General features: G+C 33.3%; 20 protein-coding genes. 11 read left to right on the top strand and 9 right to left on the bottom strand.

Features of this window, described 5'->3' with window-relative positions; translation table 11 throughout:
* Positions 1-7 precede the first annotated feature (7 nt).
* From ACQQ6V_RS13240 to ACQQ6V_RS13230, 3 genes are all read right to left on the bottom strand, one after another.
* Positions 8-2368: a TonB-dependent receptor domain-containing protein gene (locus ACQQ6V_RS13240; protein WP_448845980.1), complete on the bottom strand. Its 2361-nt coding sequence runs from the start codon at positions 2366-2368 to the stop codon at positions 8-10.
* A 204-nt stretch (positions 2369-2572) separates the two neighbouring features.
* Positions 2573-4591, bottom strand: coding sequence for a M3 family metallopeptidase (locus ACQQ6V_RS13235; RefSeq protein WP_448845979.1), 2019 nt, complete (start codon positions 4589-4591; stop codon positions 2573-2575).
* A 146-nt stretch (positions 4592-4737) separates the two neighbouring features.
* Entirely contained in the window at positions 4738-5094 is a 357-nt protein-coding gene (locus ACQQ6V_RS13230) for a DUF805 domain-containing protein (protein WP_448845978.1), read from the bottom strand.
* A gap of 105 nt (positions 5095-5199) precedes the next feature.
* On the opposite strand from ACQQ6V_RS13230, the gene ACQQ6V_RS13225 reads away from it, so the two are divergent.
* The 4 genes from ACQQ6V_RS13225 (at position 5200) to rimM (ending at position 7441) form a co-directional block, all read left to right on the top strand.
* Positions 5200-5649 carry a hypothetical protein gene (locus tag ACQQ6V_RS13225; RefSeq protein ID WP_448845977.1) on the top strand — a complete coding sequence of 150 codons (450 nt, stop codon included), beginning with the start codon at positions 5200-5202 and terminating at the stop codon, positions 5647-5649.
* Positions 5650-5692: 43 nt separating this feature from the next.
* Positions 5693-6205 (top strand): nitroreductase family protein, encoded by a 513-nt coding sequence (locus ACQQ6V_RS13220; RefSeq protein ID WP_448845976.1) that lies wholly within the window; start codon positions 5693-5695, stop codon positions 6203-6205.
* A gap of 116 nt (positions 6206-6321) precedes the next feature.
* Entirely contained in the window at positions 6322-6885 is a 564-nt protein-coding gene (locus tag ACQQ6V_RS13215) for a 30S ribosomal protein S16 (RefSeq protein WP_448845975.1), read from the top strand.
* A gap of 13 nt (positions 6886-6898) precedes the next feature.
* Positions 6899-7441: a ribosome maturation factor RimM gene (rimM, locus tag ACQQ6V_RS13210; RefSeq protein ID WP_448846210.1), complete on the top strand. Its 543-nt coding sequence runs from the start codon at positions 6899-6901 to the stop codon at positions 7439-7441.
* A gap of 3 nt (positions 7442-7444) precedes the next feature.
* Here the strand turns inward: rimM and ACQQ6V_RS13205 are convergent, their stop codons facing one another.
* From ACQQ6V_RS13205 to ACQQ6V_RS13195, 3 genes are all read right to left on the bottom strand, one after another.
* Positions 7445-9091, bottom strand: a complete 1647-nt coding sequence (locus tag ACQQ6V_RS13205; protein ID WP_448845974.1) for a serine hydrolase domain-containing protein — start codon at positions 9089-9091, stop codon at positions 7445-7447.
* 157 nt (positions 9092-9248) lie between these two features.
* The gene (locus ACQQ6V_RS13200) at positions 9249-10052 is read right to left on the bottom strand and encodes a helix-turn-helix domain-containing protein (RefSeq protein WP_448845973.1); all 804 of its coding nucleotides are present in this window, start codon (positions 10050-10052) and stop codon (positions 9249-9251) included.
* A 1-nt stretch (position 10053) separates the two neighbouring features.
* On the bottom strand, positions 10054-10980 hold the full coding sequence (locus tag ACQQ6V_RS13195) for a helix-turn-helix domain-containing protein (RefSeq protein ID WP_448845972.1): 927 nt from the start codon (positions 10978-10980) through the stop codon (positions 10054-10056).
* A gap of 102 nt (positions 10981-11082) precedes the next feature.
* Between ACQQ6V_RS13195 and ACQQ6V_RS13190 the strand changes: the two genes are divergently transcribed.
* The 4 genes from ACQQ6V_RS13190 to asnS are packed head-to-tail and all read left to right on the top strand — an operon-like array spanning position 11083 to position 14496.
* Complete coding sequence (locus ACQQ6V_RS13190) at positions 11083-11760, top strand: LA_2272 family surface repeat-containing protein (RefSeq protein WP_448845971.1); 678 nt, start codon at positions 11083-11085, stop codon at positions 11758-11760.
* A gap of 3 nt (positions 11761-11763) precedes the next feature.
* Positions 11764-12381 (top strand): hypothetical protein, encoded by a 618-nt coding sequence (locus tag ACQQ6V_RS13185; protein ID WP_448845970.1) that lies wholly within the window; start codon positions 11764-11766, stop codon positions 12379-12381.
* Positions 12382-12392: 11 nt separating this feature from the next.
* Positions 12393-12995, top strand: coding sequence for a CDP-alcohol phosphatidyltransferase family protein (locus tag ACQQ6V_RS13180; RefSeq protein WP_448845969.1), 603 nt, complete (start codon positions 12393-12395; stop codon positions 12993-12995).
* 52 nt (positions 12996-13047) lie between these two features.
* Positions 13048-14496 (top strand): asparagine--tRNA ligase, encoded by a 1449-nt coding sequence (asnS, locus tag ACQQ6V_RS13175; RefSeq protein ID WP_448845968.1) that lies wholly within the window; start codon positions 13048-13050, stop codon positions 14494-14496.
* Between the two features lie 57 nt (positions 14497-14553).
* Here asnS and ACQQ6V_RS13170 read toward each other — a convergent pair whose 3' ends face one another.
* Positions 14554-15660, bottom strand: a complete 1107-nt coding sequence (locus ACQQ6V_RS13170; RefSeq protein ID WP_448845967.1) for a hypothetical protein — start codon at positions 15658-15660, stop codon at positions 14554-14556.
* A gap of 188 nt (positions 15661-15848) precedes the next feature.
* Between ACQQ6V_RS13170 and rpoN the strand changes: the two genes are divergently transcribed.
* The 3 genes from rpoN to ACQQ6V_RS13155 all read left to right on the top strand — a co-directional run bounded on the left by rpoN (position 15849) and on the right by ACQQ6V_RS13155 (position 19564).
* Complete coding sequence (gene rpoN / locus ACQQ6V_RS13165; protein WP_448845966.1) at positions 15849-17312, top strand: RNA polymerase factor sigma-54; 1464 nt, start codon at positions 15849-15851, stop codon at positions 17310-17312.
* Positions 17313-17421: 109 nt separating this feature from the next.
* Positions 17422-17988 (top strand): serine protease, encoded by a 567-nt coding sequence (locus tag ACQQ6V_RS13160; RefSeq protein WP_448845965.1) that lies wholly within the window; start codon positions 17422-17424, stop codon positions 17986-17988.
* A 13-nt stretch (positions 17989-18001) separates the two neighbouring features.
* Positions 18002-19564 (top strand): flotillin family protein, encoded by a 1563-nt coding sequence (locus ACQQ6V_RS13155; RefSeq protein ID WP_448845964.1) that lies wholly within the window; start codon positions 18002-18004, stop codon positions 19562-19564.
* 150 nt (positions 19565-19714) lie between these two features.
* Here the strand turns inward: ACQQ6V_RS13155 and ACQQ6V_RS13150 are convergent, their stop codons facing one another.
* Complete coding sequence (locus ACQQ6V_RS13150) at positions 19715-20734, bottom strand: LLM class flavin-dependent oxidoreductase (protein WP_448845963.1); 1020 nt, start codon at positions 20732-20734, stop codon at positions 19715-19717.
* Between the two features lie 118 nt (positions 20735-20852).
* Positions 20853-21740, bottom strand: coding sequence for a Ppx/GppA phosphatase family protein (locus ACQQ6V_RS13145; protein ID WP_448845962.1), 888 nt, complete (start codon positions 21738-21740; stop codon positions 20853-20855).
* Positions 21741-21763: the final 23 nt, after the last annotated feature.

Genomic DNA, 21763 nt, shown 5'->3' with positions numbered 1-21763 from the left:
GCTAATCTTAATTTCCGCCAGCTCTTTTTTTCTCTTCAAAATTCACTTCTTTTGTCGCGCCTTTTACATTATTATTTCCAAATTTATAAGTGAGAGAAAGGTTCACGCTTCTTGTCTTACCTTTGTAATAATATTCAGAATAAAAGTTGGGATAATATTCCGTTCCTTTAGAACGCTCAGTATTTAGAAGATCATTTACATTAAGATTAATCAAAAGTTTTTTCTCCATTAAACTGAGTTTCAAACCAGAATAAGCAGAAAAATTACCGCTAAAATAAGTATTTCCAATCCTATTAGGAATGTCACTCCAAAAGCCAAGTAAGAGCGTAAATGTTTTTTCTTTGTTCAAAAAAATACTATTATCCAAGTTAAAATTTGCACCATAACCTGACATTTCTTGAATTGACTCTTTAATAAAAGACTTAGATTTAGAATAAAATCCATTCACAAAAATATTAGATTCTAGCCATTTATATTGAGTAAGATTGTAGCTCAAATTAACACCTAATTGGTTTTCATTATAAAAATTGAGAACGGTGCTATATTTTATACCATTGCTCATCATTTGGATTCGGTCATAATCATCACTATTATAATTGTAATACGCCGTTACATTAAAGTTATTTTTCAAGACATAAGCCAGCTCAATCTCATCCGTAATACTCGGTCTTAGGTATGGATTTCCTGTGTTGTACTCAAATTCTGACGTATAATATTTGAAAGGATTAAGATTTCCAAAAGACGGACGGCTGATTCTCTTAGAATAATTGGCAGAAAAAGTATGATCTTCTGAAGGTTTATAAGTAACATAAGCCGTGGGAAAGAACTTCCCGTAACGGTTTTGTGAGTAGTCGTTTTCGGTTTCAGAAAATCCGTTTAGTTTTGTCAATTCATAACGCACGCCAGCTTTTGCATCCCAATGTTCATTGATTTTAAAATTCGTAGAAACGTAAGCTGCATAATTTTCTTCGTTATATAAAAAAACATTGCTTTTCGATAAATTTCTAACTTGTTCTTTATCTAACAAATCAAAAAAGTTAAGTTCCGAATTATTTTGAATTTTGGTGTACTTCAATCCAGATTCTGTTTTTATTTTGAAGAAAGTTTTTTCTAAATCTGCTTGTCCAGAATAGATTTTGTAATGTACAACTGGATTAACAAATGTAGAAGCAGTAGTAGTCTGAATTGTATTGTAATAATTATTGGCGTTAGAATTATTCATCATTAGATTTCCGGAGAAACTTAATTTTCCGTCTGTAGAATCTAGTTTTAGATCATAAAAAACATTAGCATTATGGATATTTCTTCGGTTCAGATTATCGCCATTAGATGCAAATTGTCTGCTTCCATTTTCGTCTAAAATTGAAGTAGAGTTTTCTGCCTTTTCATTATTATTATTGGTAGAATAATTATAGTTAATCCCAATAGTATTTTTGTCGTTGATTTTGTATTCAGCCTTTATATTGCCGCTTTTGTTTTTAAAATTGTTGAACCATTCAGAATCTGTTTTCCAATAATTATTGCCGTCATTGTCGAGGTTATAATTTTTAGAATTTTGCATCCAAAAATTTTCGCTCATTGATAAGCCGCTTGAGACGGACAATTTTTCGCCTTGGTAATTAAAAGTGACGCCGTTTCTTGTCCCAGTAATTGGTCTGTTGTAATAGTAGTTTCCAGAGGATTGTAAAGTGGCGTTCCAACCCAGATTTTTGTTTTTCTTTAAAATAATATTAATCAGTCCACTTTTTCCTTCCGCTTCATATTTTGCAGGCGGTGTTGTGATGACTTCAATTTTAGAAATATCGTCAGAGCGAAGAGTTTTAAGATAATTAATAAGATCTTCGCCAGAGAGATTAAGGATTCTCTCGTTAACCATCACCGCAACATTGCTTTTGCCAGCAATAGAAATCGCCTTGTCTGTGGTCCTCAACATAGGTGTTTTTCCAAGCGCCTCTACAACATCTAATCCTTGAGCAGCAACAGAATTTTCTATATTAAAAACCAAACGGTCAACTTTTCTTTCAATCAATTTTTTCTTGCCGACAACGGTAACGCCTTCAACTTCGGTTTCTTTAATCGGGGAAATATTAATATTCTTTTTAAGGTTTCCAATTAAGTTGATCTTCTCAGAAAAAACACTATTTCCGTCTTGGAAAACCTGCAAAAGATATTCTCCGTTTTCTTTAGCATTGATTTTAAAATTTCCGTTAGCGTCTGAGATAGAAAAAGATTTGTCATTATCTTTGGTGAGCGATATTTCTAAATCTGAAATTGTTTTTTGTTGACCATTAACAATTTGCCCTTCAATACTTTGAGCAAAATAAATTGCAGAAATAAAAACACTGCTTAGAAACAAAATTTTCTTCATTTAATAAATCTTTATCTAAGGACAATTAGAGTTGCTGTTTTGTTACAATAAAAGTATAAAAAAAACGCTATTGGAATTAAATCCAACAACGTTTTTGTATTTTTTTAAATTAAGGAGTATAGACTTAATGTTTTTATATTAAATAATGTAACACCCCGTCAAAAATTCTTCAAATTTTCTCCACCCCTCAGAAAGATGGGAATTTTATCCAAAAGCTCTTTTCAATAAACTTTCAATTTTTGGTTCGCTACCGCGGAAATTTTCATACAATTCCATTGGATCTTTCGTTCCGCCAGAAGACAAGAGCACCTTATATTTAGCCGCAATTTCTGGATTGAAAATTCCGTTTTCTTTGAAGTAAGCAAAAGCATCAGCATCCAAAACTTCTGCCCACTTATAAGAATAATATCCCGCCGAATATCCACCTTGGAAAATATGCGAAAACGTAGGACTCATCGCAGTTTCTGGGTTGGACGGATAAAGATTAGTATCTTCAGTTTTTTCTACTTCAAAAGCTTTAATACTTTTATGAGCTAACTCGGCAACTTTTGTATGATAATTCATGTCCAAAATCCCGAATCCTAGCTGACGCATCGTCTGATAACCTTCCATAAAGTTTTTGGATTGCTCAATTTTTTCAATTTTTTCGTCTGGCAATGTTTCGCCAGTTAGATAATGTTTTGCAAAAGTTTTTAGAAACTCAGGTTCATAACAGAAATTTTCTAAAAACTGAGACGGTAATTCTACAAAGTCCCATTTAACCGACGTTCCGGATAAGTTAGAATATTGCGTGTTGGCGAGCATGCCGTGTAAAGCGTGCCCAAACTCATGGAACAACGTCGTCACTTCCTGAAACGTTAATAAACTCGGTGTGTCTTTCGCAGGTTTGCTAAAATTACAAACAATCGAAATATGTGGACGAGAATTTTCACCGTTTTTGATGTATTGATTTTTATAACTTGTCATCCATGCGCCCGCTCTTTTGCCTTTTCTTGGGAAATAATCGGTGTAAAGAATAGCTTTGAAATTGCCATTTTCTGTCACTTCGTAAGTCTGAACTTCTTCGTGGTATTTTGAGATGTTTTTAACTTCTTTAAATTCTAAACCAAACAAGCTTTTTGCCAATCCGAAAACGGCTTCTTGCACTTGATTTAATGGAAAATAAGGCTTCAACTCTTCATCATTGAAATCGTATTTTGCCTTACGTAATTTTTCTGCATAGAAAGTATGATCATAACTTTGCATTTCATCAATACCATCTGCTTTTGCGAGCGTTTTTAGTTCTGCTATTTCTTTCTCTGCATAAGGTTTTGCTTTAACTAAAAGTTCATTCAGGAAGTCTAAAACTTTGCTTGGTGACTTTGCCATTCTTTCCTCTAAAACATAATCGGCATAAGTCTTATAACCTAAGAGTTCTGCTTTTGATTGTTTTAGATTAACAATTTCTTTAATGAGATTTTGATTATCAAATTCGCCACCGTCAAAGGATTTTTTACCATTTGCCAAAGCTAATTCTTTTCTCAATTCCCGATTTTCTGCGTAAGTCATAAACGGAACAAAACTCGGGTATTGCAAGGTGATAACCCAGCCGTCGAGGTTTCTTTCTTTAGCTTCTTCCGCAAATTGATCTAAAATCGCTTCTGGAATTCCCGCCAAATCTTCTTTGTTAATAATATGTTTGAAATACGCATTGGTAGAAGCCAGCGCATTTTGTCCAAATTGAAGTGATTTTAAAGATAAATCCATATTGATTTTCTCTAATGTCTTCTTGTCATCATCGTTTAGAAGCGCACCACTTCTCACAAAACCCTTGTAAGTTTCGTTAAGAAGCATAAGTTGTTCTTCATTAAGATTGTATTTTTCTTTCTCGTCAAAAACAGTTTTAATTCTAGAAAACAAGGCTTCATTCTGAGAAATTTTAGAAGAAAATTCTGTTAATAAAGGTGATATTTCTTGGGCTAATTGTTGGATTTCGTCGCTTGTTTCTGCCGAATTTAAGTTAAAAAATATATTAGAAACCACATCTAGTTTTTCTCCTGAATAGGCTAAAGCTTCAATGGTATTTTCGAAAGTTGCTGCTTCTGAGTTATTGAGAATATCATTAATTTCTTTTTCAGATTGTTCTATTAATTCTTTAAACGCAGGAAGATAATCTTCGTTTTTAATTTGGTCAAAAGGCGCAGTATTATGTGCAGTATTAAAAGTCTGGGTTAATATATTCATTGTTCGTTTTATTATTATAAGTGTTTTGTAGAACCTCAAAGATAATGCCTAGGCAGAAAATTGTGACAAAATTGCGGTTTTAATTTATTAAACAATATGGGGGTTTGAATAAAAAAAGCATTGTAAAAAAACAATGCTTTAAATTCTTAATAATCTCTTTTGCCAATTTCTGAAAGAGGATCTTTATTTCCTTCTCCTTTAGGATTTGGTCCATATTCATTTGGTCCAAAATCGCTGTTGCCAAATAACATCCAAAGACCATAAAATGGGATCAATTGATACCAACCACTGTTTCCTCTATCATGGCATCGTTTTGCGCCTTGACAAATTAAAATATAAACAAGAGGAAGCCAGATGATTAGAAAAATTAACGATGTAGCACTGGATTGGCTTGTTCTGGTAATAAGATTAAGAGGTGCTAAAATGATTAAATAAATAAGGTATGATACCCCATATTCTGTCCTTCTGATGCGACCTTCGTATGAAAATAAATTTTTAAACATAGATTTTTTTTTGCTAAAATATTATTTTTTTTTTGAATAATTAATTTACATAACGCCATCGATTTTTATGTCAAAAAAACTTATATTAGTTTGACATTTATAATTATGGAGAAGATTGGTTACGTGAAAAGTGATATTAGAAATCATGTGAGACAGATTTTATCAGACAAAATAGCAACCTTAGAAAAGTTTATTCAATTCACGATTGAGGCAAGTCGCGATATCAAGAAAACACCAAAATATGATAGTATAAGAGAAGATTCGCAAGAAGAAATCTATCAATTACATAAACAACTTTCCGTTCTTTTTGCGCAACGTAATGATATGGCAAGAGTTGTTAACTCTGAGGCGACTGTTGTACAACGTGGTTCTTTGGTGATTACCAATAAGGCTAGATTTTACATTTCGGTTTCTATTGGTGAGTTTTTTTATCAAGGTGATCGTTTTTATGCCATTTCCGAAGAAAGCCCTATGGCGCAAAAAATGAAAGGACTGAAGGCTAATGACGAATTTGTCCTCAATAAAATTCATCAGAAAATTATAGAAGTTTTGTAATTTCTTAGCGCTTAATTTATTAAATGAATTGTATTTTTGTTAAATGGAAAACGCAAAAACTTTAAAACGTATTATAGAAGAACGCAGAAGTATCTCTCCTAAAGATTATTCTGATCTCGATATCCCAGAACATATTTTAAATGACATTTTGGAAGCAGCAGTCCTAGCGCCTAATCATAAGAGAACTAAGCCTTGGCGCTTTAAAGTTTTTCGTGGCGATGACAAACTAAAACTTGGACAAGAGCTACAATTTATATATAAATCCACAACTCCAGAGCATCAATTTTTACAAAAAAAATATGATGACATTGGTTTTAAAGTTTCTAAAACTAACATTATTATATCCATCGTCGTTGAGTATAGTGGACTAGTGCCAGATTGGGAAGAGATTGCCGCAACATCTATGGCGGTACAAAATATGTATTTGACGTGTACAGCTAACAGGATCGGATGTTATTGGAGCTCACCAAAATTAGTTAATCACCTTCAAGATTCTTTAAAAATCGAATCTAACCAACAATGTTTGGGCTTATTTTACATGGGAAGTTTAGATTAATAAAATATTTTAGATGAGATTAATTTTCTTTAATATATTATTAAATTGGAAAAATTTCTTATCTTTGCGAACTTAAAATATTCAATCGGGACGTGTTCCCAAAAAATTAAAATAATATGTCAGTAAAAATTAGATTACAAAGACACGGTAGCAAAGGGAAACCTTTCTTCCACATTGTTGTTGCAGATGCTAGAGCTAGAAGAGATGGTAAATTTATCGAGAAAATCGGTACTTACAATCCAATTACTAACCCTGCAACGATAGAACTTAACGTAGATTCTGCTGTAGCATGGTTAAACAAAGGTGCTCAGCCTACTGATACTGCAAAAGCATTATTGTCTTACAAAGGTGCTCTTTACAAAAAACACTTACAAGGTGGTGTTGCTAAAGGTGCTTTTGATCAAGCTGAAGCTGAGAAGAAATTCAACGCTTGGGTAGAAGCAAAAGATTCTAAAGTTCAAGGTAAAGTAGATGGTTTGTCAAAAGCTAAATCTGATGCTAAAAAAGCTGCTTTAGAAGCTGAACAAAAAGTTAACGAAGCTAGATTAGCTGCTGTTGCTCAAGCTGAGGCTGACGCAAAAGCTGCTGAGGCTGCTGCTAATGCACCTGCAGAAGAAGTTGTTGCTGATGCTCCAGCTGCTGAAGGAGAAGCTACTACTGAAGAAAATACTGAAGCTTAATACAAGAACTATTATGCGTAAAGAAGATTGCTATTTTTTAGGAAAAATTACGCGTAAACACGGTCTTGCGGGCAATGTTATCCTTAAGTTGGATACAGATCAGCCTGAGCTTTATAATAAATTGGAATCAATATTCGTTGAAGTCAACGGATTATTGGTTCCTTTTTTTATAGAAAAATCATCTTGGAGCAAGTCTGATGCTCTGATTATTCTGTTCAAAAATTCTACCGAAGCATTAGCCGATCAGGTTATTGGTAGAGATGTTTATTTGCCACTTTCTACATTACCAAAACTTTCTGGTAAACAATTTTATTATCACGAAATTATTGGATTCGAGATCCGAGAAGAAGATGGGAAATCTTGCGGCGTTATTGCTTCTGTTAATGACAATACCGCGCAACATTATTTCCACCTAAAATTTGCGGATAAAGACGTGGTAATCCCAATGATTAAAGATTGGATCTTAGAAGTAAATCGTGATGAGAAATATATCACGATGCAACTACCAGAAGGTCTAATGGATGTATTCTTAATTCCATCTAAAAAAGACGAGTAAAAACTACTCGCCCAATATCCAAGGTAATAGATATTCCTTAACTATTTTATCAGCTTGCGAGTGCGAATAAGGCTTGTTATAGGCTTTCGCCGTAATGACTATTACAACAGGGATTTCTTTAAAAATAATAATTTTATTGCCACCGTTTCCGCTGGATTGGTAAGACTCAAAGGTTTTTTCTCCTACTTTGTAAGCTTTTCGCCAGAATAAAAATCCGTAACCTTCTGATTCTTTGTTATCTGCAAAATAATTGGTAAATGATTTCTGAATCCAACGTTTAGCAAGAATTCTTTTCCTATTCCAAACGCCGTTGTTTTTATAAAGCTGCCCAAATTTAGCAAAATCCAAGGCGTTCATTCGTAACCCACCAGCTAAGGACGGTTTTTCTTGAGGGGTGAATTGCCATTCATAATTCGTAATCCCAAGTGGTTGAAATAGTTTTTTATCCGCATAATTCTTTAAACCAATAGGAACAGATTTGTCTAAAATATCTCCCGTTACCACAACGCCAGCAGTAAAATAATGCCAAGTTTTTCCAATTTTGTTTTCGGTCATTGGCAGATCTAATGTGAATTTCACCCAATTGCCCGTTGGATACATATTTTCCTCATTGCCAGCAGAGTCATAATCTTCATCATTTCCGTCAAAAGAAGAACTCATTGTCAGCAAGCTTTTGATTGTCACGCTGTCTTTTTTTGATGAATAATTGCTGAAGTGTTTCAGATTATAGAAACTGTTCAACGTTTGATTTTCATTTTTGATATAACCATCTTTAATCGCAATTCCCATTAAAGTTGAAGCAAAAGATTTCCCGACAGAACGCGTATCGTTTAGGCTATCTCTATTATAACCATTAAAATATTCTTCTAGTAAAAGTTTATCATTTTTAATCACAACAATTCCCGTAATTTCTCGAAATCTATTTTCAGCAATTTTTTGATTGAGAAGTCTGATTTTTTCTGGATTTATTTTTTCATCTGAAACTTTCCATCCGCTATTTGGTTTGATTTTTTGAACTGCAATTTGTTCCTCAGAAATATTATTTTTGGGAACAATTAATTGGATTTCTCCCGATGCAATTACGTTTCCAACTTTTAGGGTTGAGGTTTTTAGATATGGTTTTATTTCAACTTTCAAAGTATGATTTCCTGTTTCAAGAGCATCCATTCCGCCATTTGCAAAATAGAATCGCATCCAAAGGTATTTCCCCCAAGAGTCTTCATTTTTTTTACTAAGAAAAGGAATTCTAAAGTTGGTTTTAGTCTTTTTATCCTCGATTTTTCCAGCGCCAGAATTTAGATTTTCGGTGTAAAGCAATGTTCCATCAACATAGAAATTGAATTGATAATTTCCTTTTTTGAGCAACTCGTCAGCACTTAAAGAATTATCCAATTGATGAAGGTAATTGACTAAAGAATTATCCATAAAAACCCGAATATCGAAATCTTTATCTTCCTGAAAAGATATCGTATTAAGAAAATCAGATTCTTTTAAATCTGCCAAAGAAACAACTTTGTCTAAAAACATAATTTTGTTTAAATGATTGTTCTGGATAGGGTTTTCGATTTTTTCAGGATCGATAATATTCTTGGTTTGGCTTGATGAAAAACCAAAAACAAGTAGTAATAGAAATATAAAAATTGATTTCATTGTAAATTTTATAGGACAAAATTAAACTCTAATTGTCAATAAAAATAGAATGAAATTAACATCATGATTTTTCACACTAAAAAAGTATGTTTTAGATTCTACGCTTCACTTTGTTTCGCTCTGAATGATAAATTAGGCGGAAAATAAAAGATAATCGCTATTTTTTCAGGATGTTTCTGTACTTTAAAGGTGTCATTCCTATATTTTCTTTGAAACAGCTATTAAAATGACTTTGATCTGCAAAACCACACTCTAAAGCAACATCAGAAAGTGGGTCATTTGTATTCAGTAAAATCAATGATTTTTCCACTTTTAATTTTCTGACATATTCTCCCAAATTACAGTTGAAGTACTTTTTAAAATCTCTACTCAAGTGTATTGGATGGATGTTGAGTATTTTGGAAATATCGGTTAAATTAAGCTTCTCTGTAAAGCTTTCGTGAAGGATTTCGTCGACTTGATTAACCCAAATTGGTTTTTGATGAGAAGTATTTTTGGAATGAATTAATTGACTAAAAAGATCTAATAAAAGTTGATTAACATTTGCTTCGAAAGAAATTTTATTTAATTTTGATTCTTTAAAAATCTGATAAAACAATAATTTGAAAGCCGGATTTTTAATATTAAAACTTCCTTCGATACAATCTTTTTTTATCTGGAAGTTATCAAACCATTTTTCTGTCATTTCAATATGAAAGCCTCGCGTAAAAATATCCGGCTTTATGTTATAATGAGCATCTTGCCAATGATGATATAGTAAAGTCCCAGCGGAGCAATCATAGATTTCTTTTTTGTTACCTTCCTGCATATTCCCCTGGAGTAAAAATGTAAAATAAGGATTTTCGTGATAATGCCAATCGACGTAAGGATGTGTGTACTCTGTATCCGTTATGGTTAATCCATCGATGTTAATTTTATCATTAGTTTGCCCAAAAAACTCACCATTACGAAGTGTATTCATATTACAGTTTTTGTTTTAAACTTTCTATCTGTTTATAAATTTTATTGAAAAACAGTTTTCTGTCTCTATTACCAGATTGTTTTAAGGATTTTGAGTTTTTAATCTGATGTTCAAAATAACTTACTGCATCGCTACAAGTCGCTTTGTCACTGGTCATCATGTAACCAAACATGCTGTAAGGGATAAATAATGAGGATTGCTGGTCATTATCGAACAAAATACTATTGTTAAGAATCACCAAATCGTTAACGTAGATTTCATAATTGCTGTCATTAGCCAATCGCTCTTCTAGATTGTTAAAAACAATGACGACTTCGTCTAAAATTAATGAAGCTTCTGTGTTTTTTAGCATACCAATTTCATAATAAAAAGAAATCTGCATCAGAAGGCTCGTTATTGTGGTCTCGTTCCAGATTTCTGTTATTTTTTGGTGTTTGTAAATATCTTGTAACAATTCATTTTTTGGACTGTGATAATCTAATCTAAAATCACTGAAAGGACTCAGAAATTTATCTTGATTAAGAAGATTCATCCAGACATAAAACTTAAACCTAGAAAGTTCGGTTTGTCCAATTGTGTAGAAAAACGGAATGTCCTTGGCAGAATAATAAACTTTAGAATTTTCTGTATTTTGAAATGCACTTAAGATCTTCAACGAGTTATCAAAATAAGATTGTAAGTCATCTGCTGACTTTACTGGTTGCGTACGTTGCACCACCAATTGATTTTCTGTCCCTAGAAATTGATCTAAAGAAATCTGATAATATTTAGCCAATTCCACGGCTTCTTCGATACTGAATTTGGCTTTTAACGAGGTTCTTCGGTGAGCCGCGTCATAGCTAATATGGAGAATGTTAGCGATTTCGTCATTTAGGGATTTATCGCCAATCTTGCTCCGGATCTGTTTCAATAAAAGGTCTTGATACATCTTTTGCGATTTTCACAAATGTAGAAAAAATATTAATTCTTTTCCGCATTGAGAAATTTTGGTTTCAGAAATAATTTTGACCCAACATTAAAATCAAATATTATGAAAACGAAATTATTATTACTCTCAATTTTTTTTAGCGTGATACTATTCGGGCAAGATTCTATTCAAATTGAAAAAAATGAAACACGCTTCATTGCTTTTACGCCACTTTCAAAAAAAATAGACAAAGTAAATGGTCTAGCAATAGGATTGGGGTTAGATGAGGTTTATGAATCTATGCCTAATCAAAAAATCATAAATCCTAAAATTGTAAACGGATTTAATGTTGAAGTTAATCCATTGGGAATAATTTGGATTTGCTTTTACAAACCTGACAGGTCAGAAAACGTAGAAACTTCCATTGTAAATGGATTTAATCTATCTACAGCAGGGTTTTTGAAAAACACGAGCCATAACGGACTCAATTTATCTATTTACAATTATGGAAGAAAAATGAATGGTATATCCTTTACGTTCTTCGGAACTTATGTAGAAAACTTGAATGGTTTTTATTTTTCTTGTTTTGGAAACTCAGCAAAAAAAGGAAGAGGGGTTTCAATTTCCGCACTTAATGACATCAATGATTTCAAAGGACTTCAGTTGGGAATCGTCAATCAATCCGAAAATATGAAAGGTATCCAAATCGGATTGATTAATAAAAATACTAAAGGCAGAAACTTCCAAATTGGATTTTGGAATAAGAATGCAAAACGAACACTGCCAATTATAAATTTTTAAATCATGAGATTACTGTTTTTATTTTTTAGCATTGTCCTTGTTAATGCACAAAGTGACGTTAATAAGGATTATAAAATTATTTTCGAATTAGGTGTTGTTTCAGATCATTCGGCGAAGATATCTAAGCGCAATCCTGTATTTGCTTTTGGGTTTTGGTATCGATATCCAATGGAAACCGATGTGAGATTAGAGCTTGGAGGTAATTTAAAAGCCGGAGCAGCGATTTATAATTTCGATTATGGAAAAAGAGGAGAATATTACCAGATAGACTCTAAAGGCTATATTATGAATCTTGGAGCAAGATTAGTGAAAGAACTTGCCATAAAAAATCAAAAAATAGAATGGGTGAGCGAGTTAACACTTAATACAATGTTTTTTGATGGCACAGGAATTCCAGATGATCCAATTAGAAAACCTGAAAATCCAAATACAACTCAGATAGTTATTGACGCAGAATCTATTTCGTCTTTACAATTTGGACAAGGTTTGAGAATATGGATCGGAAATATTGGGATTGGTGCCAAAACAAGTTTTACGCCTTATCGATTGTGGTACAAAACCAAAGTGCCTAATAGCTTTAATGTTATTTCGGCAGAGGCAACAATTTCTATAAAACTTTAAATCTTATTCAAATGAAAAAACTACCTTATCTCTTGATTTTATTAAGATTTTTATCAGCAATTGCCATTCTGTATTTAGGCTATTTTGTGGGAGAAACATCAAGAATGGCGATTGTAATCTTAATGTATTTTGGATTATTAACGGATATTTTTGACGGAATTATTGCGCGCAAAGTTGGCGTTTCATCAGAACAATTAAGAAGACTCGATAGTCAGACTGATTTAGTTTTTTGGTTGTCGATTGGATTTGCAAGTTATTTTCTAAGCCCTAGCATTATTCAGAAACATTGGAAAAGTATTTCTCTAATATTTATCATGGAAGCGTTATGTTATCTCATTAGTCTTATAAAATTTGGCAAAGAAACTTGTACCCATGCTTTCTTATCAAAAATGTGGGGATTGAGTTTATTAATGGCTTTTACAGCTATTATAGGATTTCAGCACGCTGGCTTTGCATTTTATTTATGCATTATTTTGGGATTTATATCACACTTAGATGTAATACTAATTGCTTTAATTTTACCAAAATGGCAGCATGATGTGCCAAGTTGTTATCATGCATGGAGAATAAGACAAGGAAAATCCATTAAAAAGAGCATTTACTTCAATAGTTAATGATTTAAAGCCTAGATAATTTTCATAACTTTGCGAACATTAATTTTTAATAATGAAGAAGCAAACTATCAAAAATCTTTTAACAGATTACAAAAAAGTTATACATCACGATGTGACTGTCTATGGTTGGGTTAGAGCATTTCGTTCTAACAGATTTATCGCGCTTAATGACGGATCAACCATTAATAACCTTCAGGTTGTAGTTGATTTTGAAAAATTTGACGAAGACACTATTAAAAAAATTAACACCGCGTCTTCTCTTAAGATTACTGGTGAAGTTGTAGAAAGCCAAGGTGCTGGACAAAACATTGAAATTATTGCTAAAAAGATTACTATTCTTGGTGATAACTTTTTTGAGGAGTTGCAGTCTACTATTCTTCAGCCAAAAAAACACAGCTTAGAAAAGTTACGTGAGCAGGCACATTTGAGATTCAGAACCAATTTGTTTGGAGCCGTTTTCAGAGTGCGTCATGCCATAAGTTTTGCTATACATCAATATTTTAATCAAAATCAATTTTTCTACATCAACACGCCAATTGTTACTGGTGCAGATGCGGAAGGTGCTGGCGAAATGTTTGGCGTTACAAATTTTGATCTTAACAACATCCCTAGAGATGAAGCTGGCGATATAGATTACGCACAAGATTTCTTTGGAAGAAAGACCAATCTTACAGTTTCTGGACAGCTAGAAGGAGAAACTGCAGCAATGGGATTAGGTAGAATCTATACTTTTGGACCAACCTTCCGTGCTGAGAATTCTAATACGACGCGTCACTTGGCGGAGTTTTGGATGATTGAGCCAGAAGTTGCTTTCAATAACTTGGAAGACAATATTGACTTGGCGGAAGATTTCTTAAAATACGTTATTCAGTATGCATTGGATAACTGCAAAGATGATTTAGAATTTTTGGATAAACGTTTTGAAGAAGAACAAAAAACGAAACCAGAGAAAGAAAGAGCTAAAGAAGGACTTATTGAGAAATTGCAAAATGTTGTTGCAAAGCGTTTCAAGAGAGTTTCTTATACAGAAGCAATTGATATTTTATTAAACTCTAAAGAGAATAAAAAAGGAAAATTCCAATATCCGATAGAAGCTTGGGGAGCAGATCTACAATCAGAGCACGAAAGATTTTTGGTAGAAAAACACTTCGAAAGTCCAGTGGTATTATTCGATTACCCTAAAGAAATCAAGGCTTTCTATATGAGAATGAACGAAGACAATAAGACCGTTGCAGCGATGGACGTCTTGTTCCCTGGGATTGGTGAGATTATTGGAGGATCACAACGAGAAGAAAGAATCGATGTTCTTAGAAGCAAAATGGCAGATATGCACGTAGAAGAAGAAGAACTATGGTGGTATATGGACACTAGAAAATTCGGGTCTGTGCCGCATGCAGGATTCGGGTTAGGCTTAGAAAGATTAGTTCTTTTCATCTCTGGGATGACCAATATTAGAGATGTAATTCCTTTCCCAAGAACGCCAAAAAATGCAGAGTTTTAATTTGATTTAATTCAGAAAAAATATAAAGCCTTTAGAGAAAATCTAGAGGCTTTTTTATTAATATTTTTTGGGTTTGTTAAAGAGAGAATCTTTTAGATCTGGCAAAAAGATTTCTATATCATCAATATTTTGTAGTCGTGGATGTTTCTTATCAAAATAATGCAAATAACCAATCGAGATATACAAAATCATAACCGCAAAAAGGATCTTTTGGTATTGGTAAATTTGGGTTGGAAAAAGACTTAGTATAAACATAGAATTAAGAATACTCAAGAATACCCATCTATTAATATCATAGCCAGAAAGTCCCAATAGTAACGGCGCAACACAGGCGAATATAGAAATCGAGCATACTATTAATTGTGAGAATTTATCCTTTAAAATAATATTTTTAGTTTGTAATAAATAACAAACTATATAGATAGGGCTTATTAGTAAAACTTGAAAAAGATATTCCTTGGTGTACCAGATTTTATAATATGTAATCCCGAAAAGTTCGTAATAATCATATCTTATATTAAAATCTCCTTTCTGCTGTAGTTTTGCAACAAAACTTGCTACAGTTTCTGCAGGAACTACTTTAATAAATACAGAGATAATTAAGAACGTCAATAAGGAAAACAAGCCAAAGCCGATAACTTTTTTCAGGTCTTCTTTTTGGTAAATTCTATAAGCAAGGTAAAGCGGAATTATTGTCAGCAAAGCCATTTCGTGGAAAAACAAGCTTAATATAATGATGCTATTAGCGATCCATTTATTTTTCAAAGAAATAGATAAAAATAATACCAAGTACAAAACATAGTCGATATAGCCAACAATATGAAACATAAATCCTCCCGTTGGTGCCAACAAAAACAAGACAAAGAACCATCTTAAAATTTTTTGATCCTTAATACGGCGGACAATAATATAATTTAAAAATGATAATAATAATATCTGTATCGTCGCAATTGTCCAATAATGGTATTTATAATCTCCTAAAAAAGACAAAATACTTCCTGCTAATGATCGTCTAAAAATACCGTCAAAAAAGCTGGGTAGATAATAATTAATACTCCACAAAGTTGGTAACCTTGCACCATTAACAAATGCAACAACATAAGCAATTGATAAAGCTAGCCAAAAATAGAGCTCGTTATTGTAAGAGATTTTCTTATGTAACATTTATTAAAATTGTTTTCTCAAAACTAATTATTAATAATGTAAAAATAAAGCAATAATATGTAGAAAATAAAGAAAATGAATAATTATATTTTTATTTGAATACAAAAATCGTGCAAAAAGTAATACTGTCTCAAATAATTTGTTTAATTTCGTAGACAAGAGATATCAATTTCTAATGTCCATACAGAATGTTAAAACAAAATTTACAACTTAAACTCGGTCAAAAATTAGCACCTCAACAAATACAGTTGATGAAGTTAATCCAACTTCATACTTTAGAATTTGAGGAAGAGCTAGAGAGAGAATTAGAAGAAAATCCCGCGTTAGAAAAAGCGACAGATGATAATGCAGAAGACGACTACTCTAGCCTAGATGAGCCTTTTGAAGATGAAGGCACAGAGAGCATTGATACTGATTTTGATGTGGACGAGTATCTTTACGACGATGAGCCTGCTTACAAAACAGCTTCTAGCAACTACTCTGCTGACGATGAGGAGTTCGATAATCAATCTTTATTAACAGAAGGACAAAGTTTATACGACTATTTATTAGAACAAATCAGACTCGTTAACATAGAGGATGAAGATCTTGCTATTGCAGAATATATCATAGGAAACCTTGATAATGATGGCTATCTTAGACGAGAAACAAAAGCCATTGTTGATGATTTAGCTTTTTCTCAAGGGATCTATACTACCTTAGAAAAAGTACAAGATATTTTAGAAAACTATGTTCAGAAGTTAGATCCGCCAGGTGTGGGCGCGCGTGATCTTAGAGAATGCCTATTGCTTCAAATTGAGAAAAAAATTAGTGCTGACCACAGTGTATCTTTGGCTGCCAATATTTTGAGAAATCAATTTGACGCCCTTAGCAATAAGCATTACAATAAGATCATTCAGAAATATGACATTGAAGAAGAAGATCTGAAATCCGCTTTAGAAGTCATCTCTAAGCTTTCTCCTAAAGTTGGCGGAAATTTTGACACGCAGACCATTACCATTAATCAAGAGATTATTCCGGATTTTACAATTCAGATTAAGGATAACCAAGTAATCCCAATGCTTAATAGTAAGAATGCACCTAGTCTTAGAGTTTCTGATGAATACAAAGACATTCTTTCTACCTATTCTCACGATAAAAACTCATCAGAACACAAGCAAGCCGCTTTGTTTATCAAACAAAAATTAGATGCTGCCAAATGGTATATTGACGCTATTAATCAACGTCAAAACACTTTACTTCAGACTATTTCTGCCATTGTAAAGCTTCAAAAAGAATATTTTCTAACAGGTGATGATAAATATATCAAACCAATGATTCTTAAGGATGTTGCGGATATTACAGGCTTTGACATTTCTACAATTTCCAGAGTTGTAAAAAGTAAATACGCAGATACGCCTAACGGAATTGTTTACCTAAAAAGCTTATTCTCAGACAGTCTTACTAACGATGACGGTGAAGAAGTCTCCACCAAAGAGATTAAAAACTACCTACAAGAAGTTGTTAATAACGAAGACAAAAGAAAACCACTGACGGATGATGCATTAGTTAATTTGCTTAAAGAAAAGGGTTATAATATCGCCCGCAGGACGATTGCAAAATATCGCGAGCAACTTAATATTGCGGTTGCCCGATTGAGAAAAGAATTATAATATATAAAACCACATTAACTGTGGTTTTTTTTATGAATTAAAATTAATATCGGAAAAAGCTTTTTATTTTGCTAAAAAATCATTATTTTTAAGAAATTCTTATAATACTATGTTAGATTTTTTACAAGGAATGGATTCTCTGCAACAAGCCTTCTGGTGGACATCTATAGCTTCCACTTTAATCTTTGTTGTTCAGACCATTTTAACACTCATAGGAAGCGATGCTTCAGATGGTATTAATGCTGATTTTGATGGTAATCTAGATCATGCAGACGCACCCTTTCAATTATTTTCATTCCGGAATCTTATTAATTTCTTATTAGGATTTGGTTGGGCAGGTGTTGCATTTTTCCAAGCAATTTCTAATAAAACAATATTAGTTTTAGTTGCTGGCTTGGTAGGTCTTGTATTCGTACTTCTATATTTTGTTATTATTAAACAAATTCTAAAACTCTCAGAAGACAATACTTTTGACATTAACAAACTCATCGGAAGAACTGGTGAAGTTTATCTTAATATTCCCGAACTAAAATCCGGAAAAGGCAAGATTTTAATTTCTTTAAATGGTTCTAACCATGAGCTTTTGGCAATCTCCGAAACCGATTTTATCGCTTCTGGATCAGTAGTTAAAGTCATCAAAGTTGACAACCAAATATTAATCGTAGAAAAAATTTAAAATAAACTATATAATGATTGACGGAGTTAATGGAACTTTTATCCTTATTGTAGTACTCGTTTTTGTACTATTTGTAACTTTTATGGCGCTAATATCGCGCTACAAACGTTGTCCATCGGACAAGATTTTAGTAATTTATGGTAAGACAGGCGGGACTTCTGCTAAGTGTATCCACGGTGGCGGTGCTTTTGTATGGCCGGTAATCCAAGATTTTGCATACTTAGACCTTAAGCCAATTTCTATCGAAGCCAACTTAACCAATGCCCTTTCTAGACAAAATATCCGTGTGGATGTACCTTGTCGATTTACAATCGCTATTTCTACAGAACCAGATTCTATGGGAAATGCCGCTGAAAGATTATTAGGATTGGCACCAGAGCAAATCCAAGAATTGTCTAAGGATATCCTATTTGGGCAGTTACGTTTGGTAATTGCAACGATGACCATTGAAGAAATCAATTCTGACAGAGATAAGTTTCTAGATAATATTTCTAAAAATGTTGATACCGAATTAAAGAAAATTGGTCTAAAACTAATTAACGTTAACGTAACCGACATTAGAGATGAGTCTGGTTATATCGAAGCTCTAGGTAAAGAAGCTGCTGCCAAAGCAATCAACGAAGCGATTATTTCCGTAGCAGAACAAACTAAAATCGGGGAAACGGGTAAAGCCATTGCCGATAGAGAAAAAGATACTCAGATTGCAGAAACGCAAAGAGATCGTGATGTAAAAATTGCGATCACCCAAAAAGATAGAGAAGTAAGCATCGCCTCTGCTGGTAAAGATGAAGCAATTGGTAAAGCAGAAGCACAAAGAGATGCTCGTATTGCTACATCAGAAGCCAACTCACTAGCGATAAAAGGGGAAAACGAAGCTAAAATTACTATTGCTAATTCTGATGCAGAACGTAGACAACGAGAAGCAGAAGCACTTAAAGTTGCAATGGCATCAGAGAAAGTACAAGCGGCACGTGCCTTAGAAGAATCTTATCTGGCTGAACAAAAGGCAGAAGCCGCAAGAGCAGAAAGAGAACGTTCTACACAACAAGCTAACATCGTTATTCCTGCAGAAATATCTAAGCAAAAAGCAATTATCGATGCGCAGGCAGAAGCTGAGAAAATTAGATTACAGGCTAAAGGTGAAGCAGACGCTATTTTTGCTAAAATGGAAGCCGAAGCTAAAGGTCTTTACGAGATATTAACTAAGCAAGCCGAAGGTTATGATCAGATTGTGAAAGCGGCTGGTGGAGATACTAACAGTGCCTTCCAGTTATTGATGATTGAGAAATTACCAGAATTGGTTAAGACTCAGGTTGAAGCCGTTAAGAATATTAAAATTGATAAAGTTACCGTTTGGGATGGTGGCAATAATCAAGATGGTAATACATCGACAGCCAACTTTGTATCTGGCATGATGAAAACCGTTCCACCACTTAATGACTTATTTAATATGGCTGGGCTTAATCTTCCAACCTATCTTAAAGGCCAGGATGAAAAAACTAAAACCATCGAGACTAAGTCCGTAAAAGTCGTTAAAAAAGATGAGCAGTCTAAAAAAGATGACTCAGAGGGATAGTCGTTATAATGAAATCTAAATATTAATTGGTAAATATCTCTCTTAATACAAAAAGCCTGAATTAGACATTCAGGCTTTTTTGTATTTCTGTAATTAAGTTCTAAGACTTGCGGTCTCAATGATTAGATTTAATTTAAACCAAAATAAACCTTATCTAACCTGCGCTGCAACTTTACCACCAAATAACTCTATAGATTTCATCATGATATCATGAGCAGGATCTCCAATATCCATATGACCTAAAAATCTCGTTAAGCCAAAATCCTCTTTAACTCTAAGAATTTTATCTGCTACCTCATCTGCATTTCCTATAAATAATGCACCATCAGAACTTCTACCGCCGTCATATTGCATTTTGGTATATGGTGACCATCCCCTACTTGCTCCAATTCTGTCCATTTGAGATTTATAAGCCCAGAAATAATCATCTATAACTTTAGAATCTTCGCTCACAAAAGTATGAGAATGAACGGCTATTTGCATTTCGCTTTCCGGATGACCAGCTTTAAGATATTCTTCTTTGTAAAAATCTATTAATGGTTTAAACTGTTTTGGCATTCCTCCAATAATTGCAACAATCAATGGTAACCCTAGCTTAGCTGCTCTTAATACTGATTCTGGAGTTCCTCCAACAGCAATCCAAATCGGTAATTTACCATTATTAGTAGCTCTAGGATACACCGTTTGGTTTTCCATAGGACGTCTAAGAATACCGCTCCAACTTACATTTTCTTCGTTATTTATTTTGAGAAGAAGATCCAGTTTTTCTTCAAAAAGTTGACTATAATCTGCTAAATCAAAACCGTACAACGGGAAAGACTCTATAAAGCTACCACGTCCTACTACAATCTCTGCACGTCCTTTTGAAATAAGATCTATGGTTGCAAAATCTTCATATACTTTAACGGGTTCTGCAGAACTAAGCACGGTAACGCCACTTACTAATTTTATATTTTTTGTAATACTAGCTGCTGCAGCTAATAAAATTTCTGGCGAAGACACTGCATAATCTGCACGGTGATGCTCTCCCATTGCGAAAACATCTAATCCTGTTTCGTCCATTAATTTTACTTGCTCCAATATTTCATTTAATTTGGTGCTTGCATTTCTATATTTCCCTGTGTTCTGATCAAAAGCTAAATCGCCGAACATTCCTATTCCTATTTCCATATCTGTAATATTTTATACAAAAATAGGGCTATAATTAGCTTGTTGCATTGATGTAAGTTAAGTATGATGTTGGATTGATTCCATAAAAAAACTCCAATGATTGGAGTTTTAATTTGATTTAAATTTTTTCGGTTTGAAGATTTTGATAAATGCTCTTTATCAGTCCATCGGCGACAGAAATCTTAGGAACATAGACATGGTTAATATCCGCCCAGTTCATCACATTATTGAATATCTGCAAAGCCGGAACCAATACATCAGCGCGATCTTCTCTCAATTGATATTGACTCATTCTATCAGCCACAGAAAGTTGCTGCATGGTTTTATAATATTTCTTAAGCATGATTGCAGACATTGGTTTTCCGTCCTTAGTCTTGCTAAGAGAGAAAATTTTATTGATATTCCCTCCAGATCCAATGGCAACAACATTATTTTTACTAATTATATTTTTCTTGATCTCCGACTTCATGTCATACCACATATCTTCTGTCACAAGATTATTAAGCAGTCTAATTGTACCGATATTAAAAGATTTCTCATACAGCATTTTTCCGTTTTCGTAAAAAGTCAACTCTGTAGACCCTCCTCCAACATCTACATAAAGATATGAGGCTTTTTTGTCTAAGATTTCTTCTACGTGATTTTCGTAGATTAAAGTTGCTTCTTCGTCTCCAGAAATAATTTCGATATTAATATTGGCTTGTTGCCTGGCAAGATCTATCAATTCTTTGCCGTTTTTTGCATCTCTCATGGCGCTTGTAGCACAGGCTCTGTAATGATCTACTTTATAAATATCCATTAATTGAGAAAATATCTTCATGCTCCCAAGAAACATCTCTTGGCGATCTTTACCGATTGTTCCTTTTGTAAAAACATCAATACCTAATCTTAGCGGGATTCTTAACAAATTGAGTTTGGTAAATTCGGCTTTGCCATTAACAATTTCTACACTATTAATGAGAAGTCGCGCGGCATTACTGCCAATATCTATTGCTGCAAGGTTCATTTATTAATTTAATTTATTGTAAA

The sequence above is a fragment of the Chryseobacterium electrogenes genome (assembly GCF_053553015.1).
This window is presented reverse-complemented; position numbering and strand designations above follow the sequence as displayed.

What these genes read in the sequence shown, in the direction of transcription:
- asnS (WP_448845968.1), top strand. Translation starts at nt 13,048, where the DNA reads ATGAAGAAGCAAACTATCAAAAATCTTTTAACAGATTACAAAAAAGTT.
- ACQQ6V_RS13200 (WP_448845973.1), bottom strand. Translation starts at nt 10,052, where the DNA reads ATGAATACACTTCGTAATGGTGAGTTTTTTGGGCAAACTAATGATAAA.
- ACQQ6V_RS13150 (WP_448845963.1), bottom strand. Translation starts at nt 20,734, where the DNA reads ATGGAAATAGGAATAGGAATGTTCGGCGATTTAGCTTTTGATCAGAAC.
- ACQQ6V_RS13155 (WP_448845964.1), top strand. Translation starts at nt 18,002, where the DNA reads ATGATTGACGGAGTTAATGGAACTTTTATCCTTATTGTAGTACTCGTT.
- ACQQ6V_RS13160 (WP_448845965.1), top strand. Translation starts at nt 17,422, where the DNA reads ATGTTAGATTTTTTACAAGGAATGGATTCTCTGCAACAAGCCTTCTGG.
- ACQQ6V_RS13225 (WP_448845977.1), top strand. Translation starts at nt 5,200, where the DNA reads ATGGAGAAGATTGGTTACGTGAAAAGTGATATTAGAAATCATGTGAGA.
- rpoN (WP_448845966.1), top strand. Translation starts at nt 15,849, where the DNA reads ATGTTAAAACAAAATTTACAACTTAAACTCGGTCAAAAATTAGCACCT.
- rimM (WP_448846210.1), top strand. Translation starts at nt 6,899, where the DNA reads ATGCGTAAAGAAGATTGCTATTTTTTAGGAAAAATTACGCGTAAACAC.
- ACQQ6V_RS13195 (WP_448845972.1), bottom strand. Translation starts at nt 10,980, where the DNA reads ATGTATCAAGACCTTTTATTGAAACAGATCCGGAGCAAGATTGGCGAT.
- ACQQ6V_RS13190 (WP_448845971.1), top strand. Translation starts at nt 11,083, where the DNA reads ATGAAAACGAAATTATTATTACTCTCAATTTTTTTTAGCGTGATACTA.
- ACQQ6V_RS13215 (WP_448845975.1), top strand. Translation starts at nt 6,322, where the DNA reads ATGTCAGTAAAAATTAGATTACAAAGACACGGTAGCAAAGGGAAACCT.
- ACQQ6V_RS13220 (WP_448845976.1), top strand. Translation starts at nt 5,693, where the DNA reads ATGGAAAACGCAAAAACTTTAAAACGTATTATAGAAGAACGCAGAAGT.
- ACQQ6V_RS13185 (WP_448845970.1), top strand. Translation starts at nt 11,764, where the DNA reads ATGAGATTACTGTTTTTATTTTTTAGCATTGTCCTTGTTAATGCACAA.
- ACQQ6V_RS13230 (WP_448845978.1), bottom strand. Translation starts at nt 5,094, where the DNA reads ATGTTTAAAAATTTATTTTCATACGAAGGTCGCATCAGAAGGACAGAA.
- ACQQ6V_RS13170 (WP_448845967.1), bottom strand. Translation starts at nt 15,660, where the DNA reads ATGTTACATAAGAAAATCTCTTACAATAACGAGCTCTATTTTTGGCTA.
- ACQQ6V_RS13180 (WP_448845969.1), top strand. Translation starts at nt 12,393, where the DNA reads ATGAAAAAACTACCTTATCTCTTGATTTTATTAAGATTTTTATCAGCA.
- ACQQ6V_RS13240 (WP_448845980.1), bottom strand. Translation starts at nt 2,368, where the DNA reads ATGAAGAAAATTTTGTTTCTAAGCAGTGTTTTTATTTCTGCAATTTAT.
- ACQQ6V_RS13205 (WP_448845974.1), bottom strand. Translation starts at nt 9,091, where the DNA reads ATGAAATCAATTTTTATATTTCTATTACTACTTGTTTTTGGTTTTTCA.
- ACQQ6V_RS13145 (WP_448845962.1), bottom strand. Translation starts at nt 21,740, where the DNA reads ATGAACCTTGCAGCAATAGATATTGGCAGTAATGCCGCGCGACTTCTC.
- ACQQ6V_RS13235 (WP_448845979.1), bottom strand. Translation starts at nt 4,591, where the DNA reads ATGAATATATTAACCCAGACTTTTAATACTGCACATAATACTGCGCCT.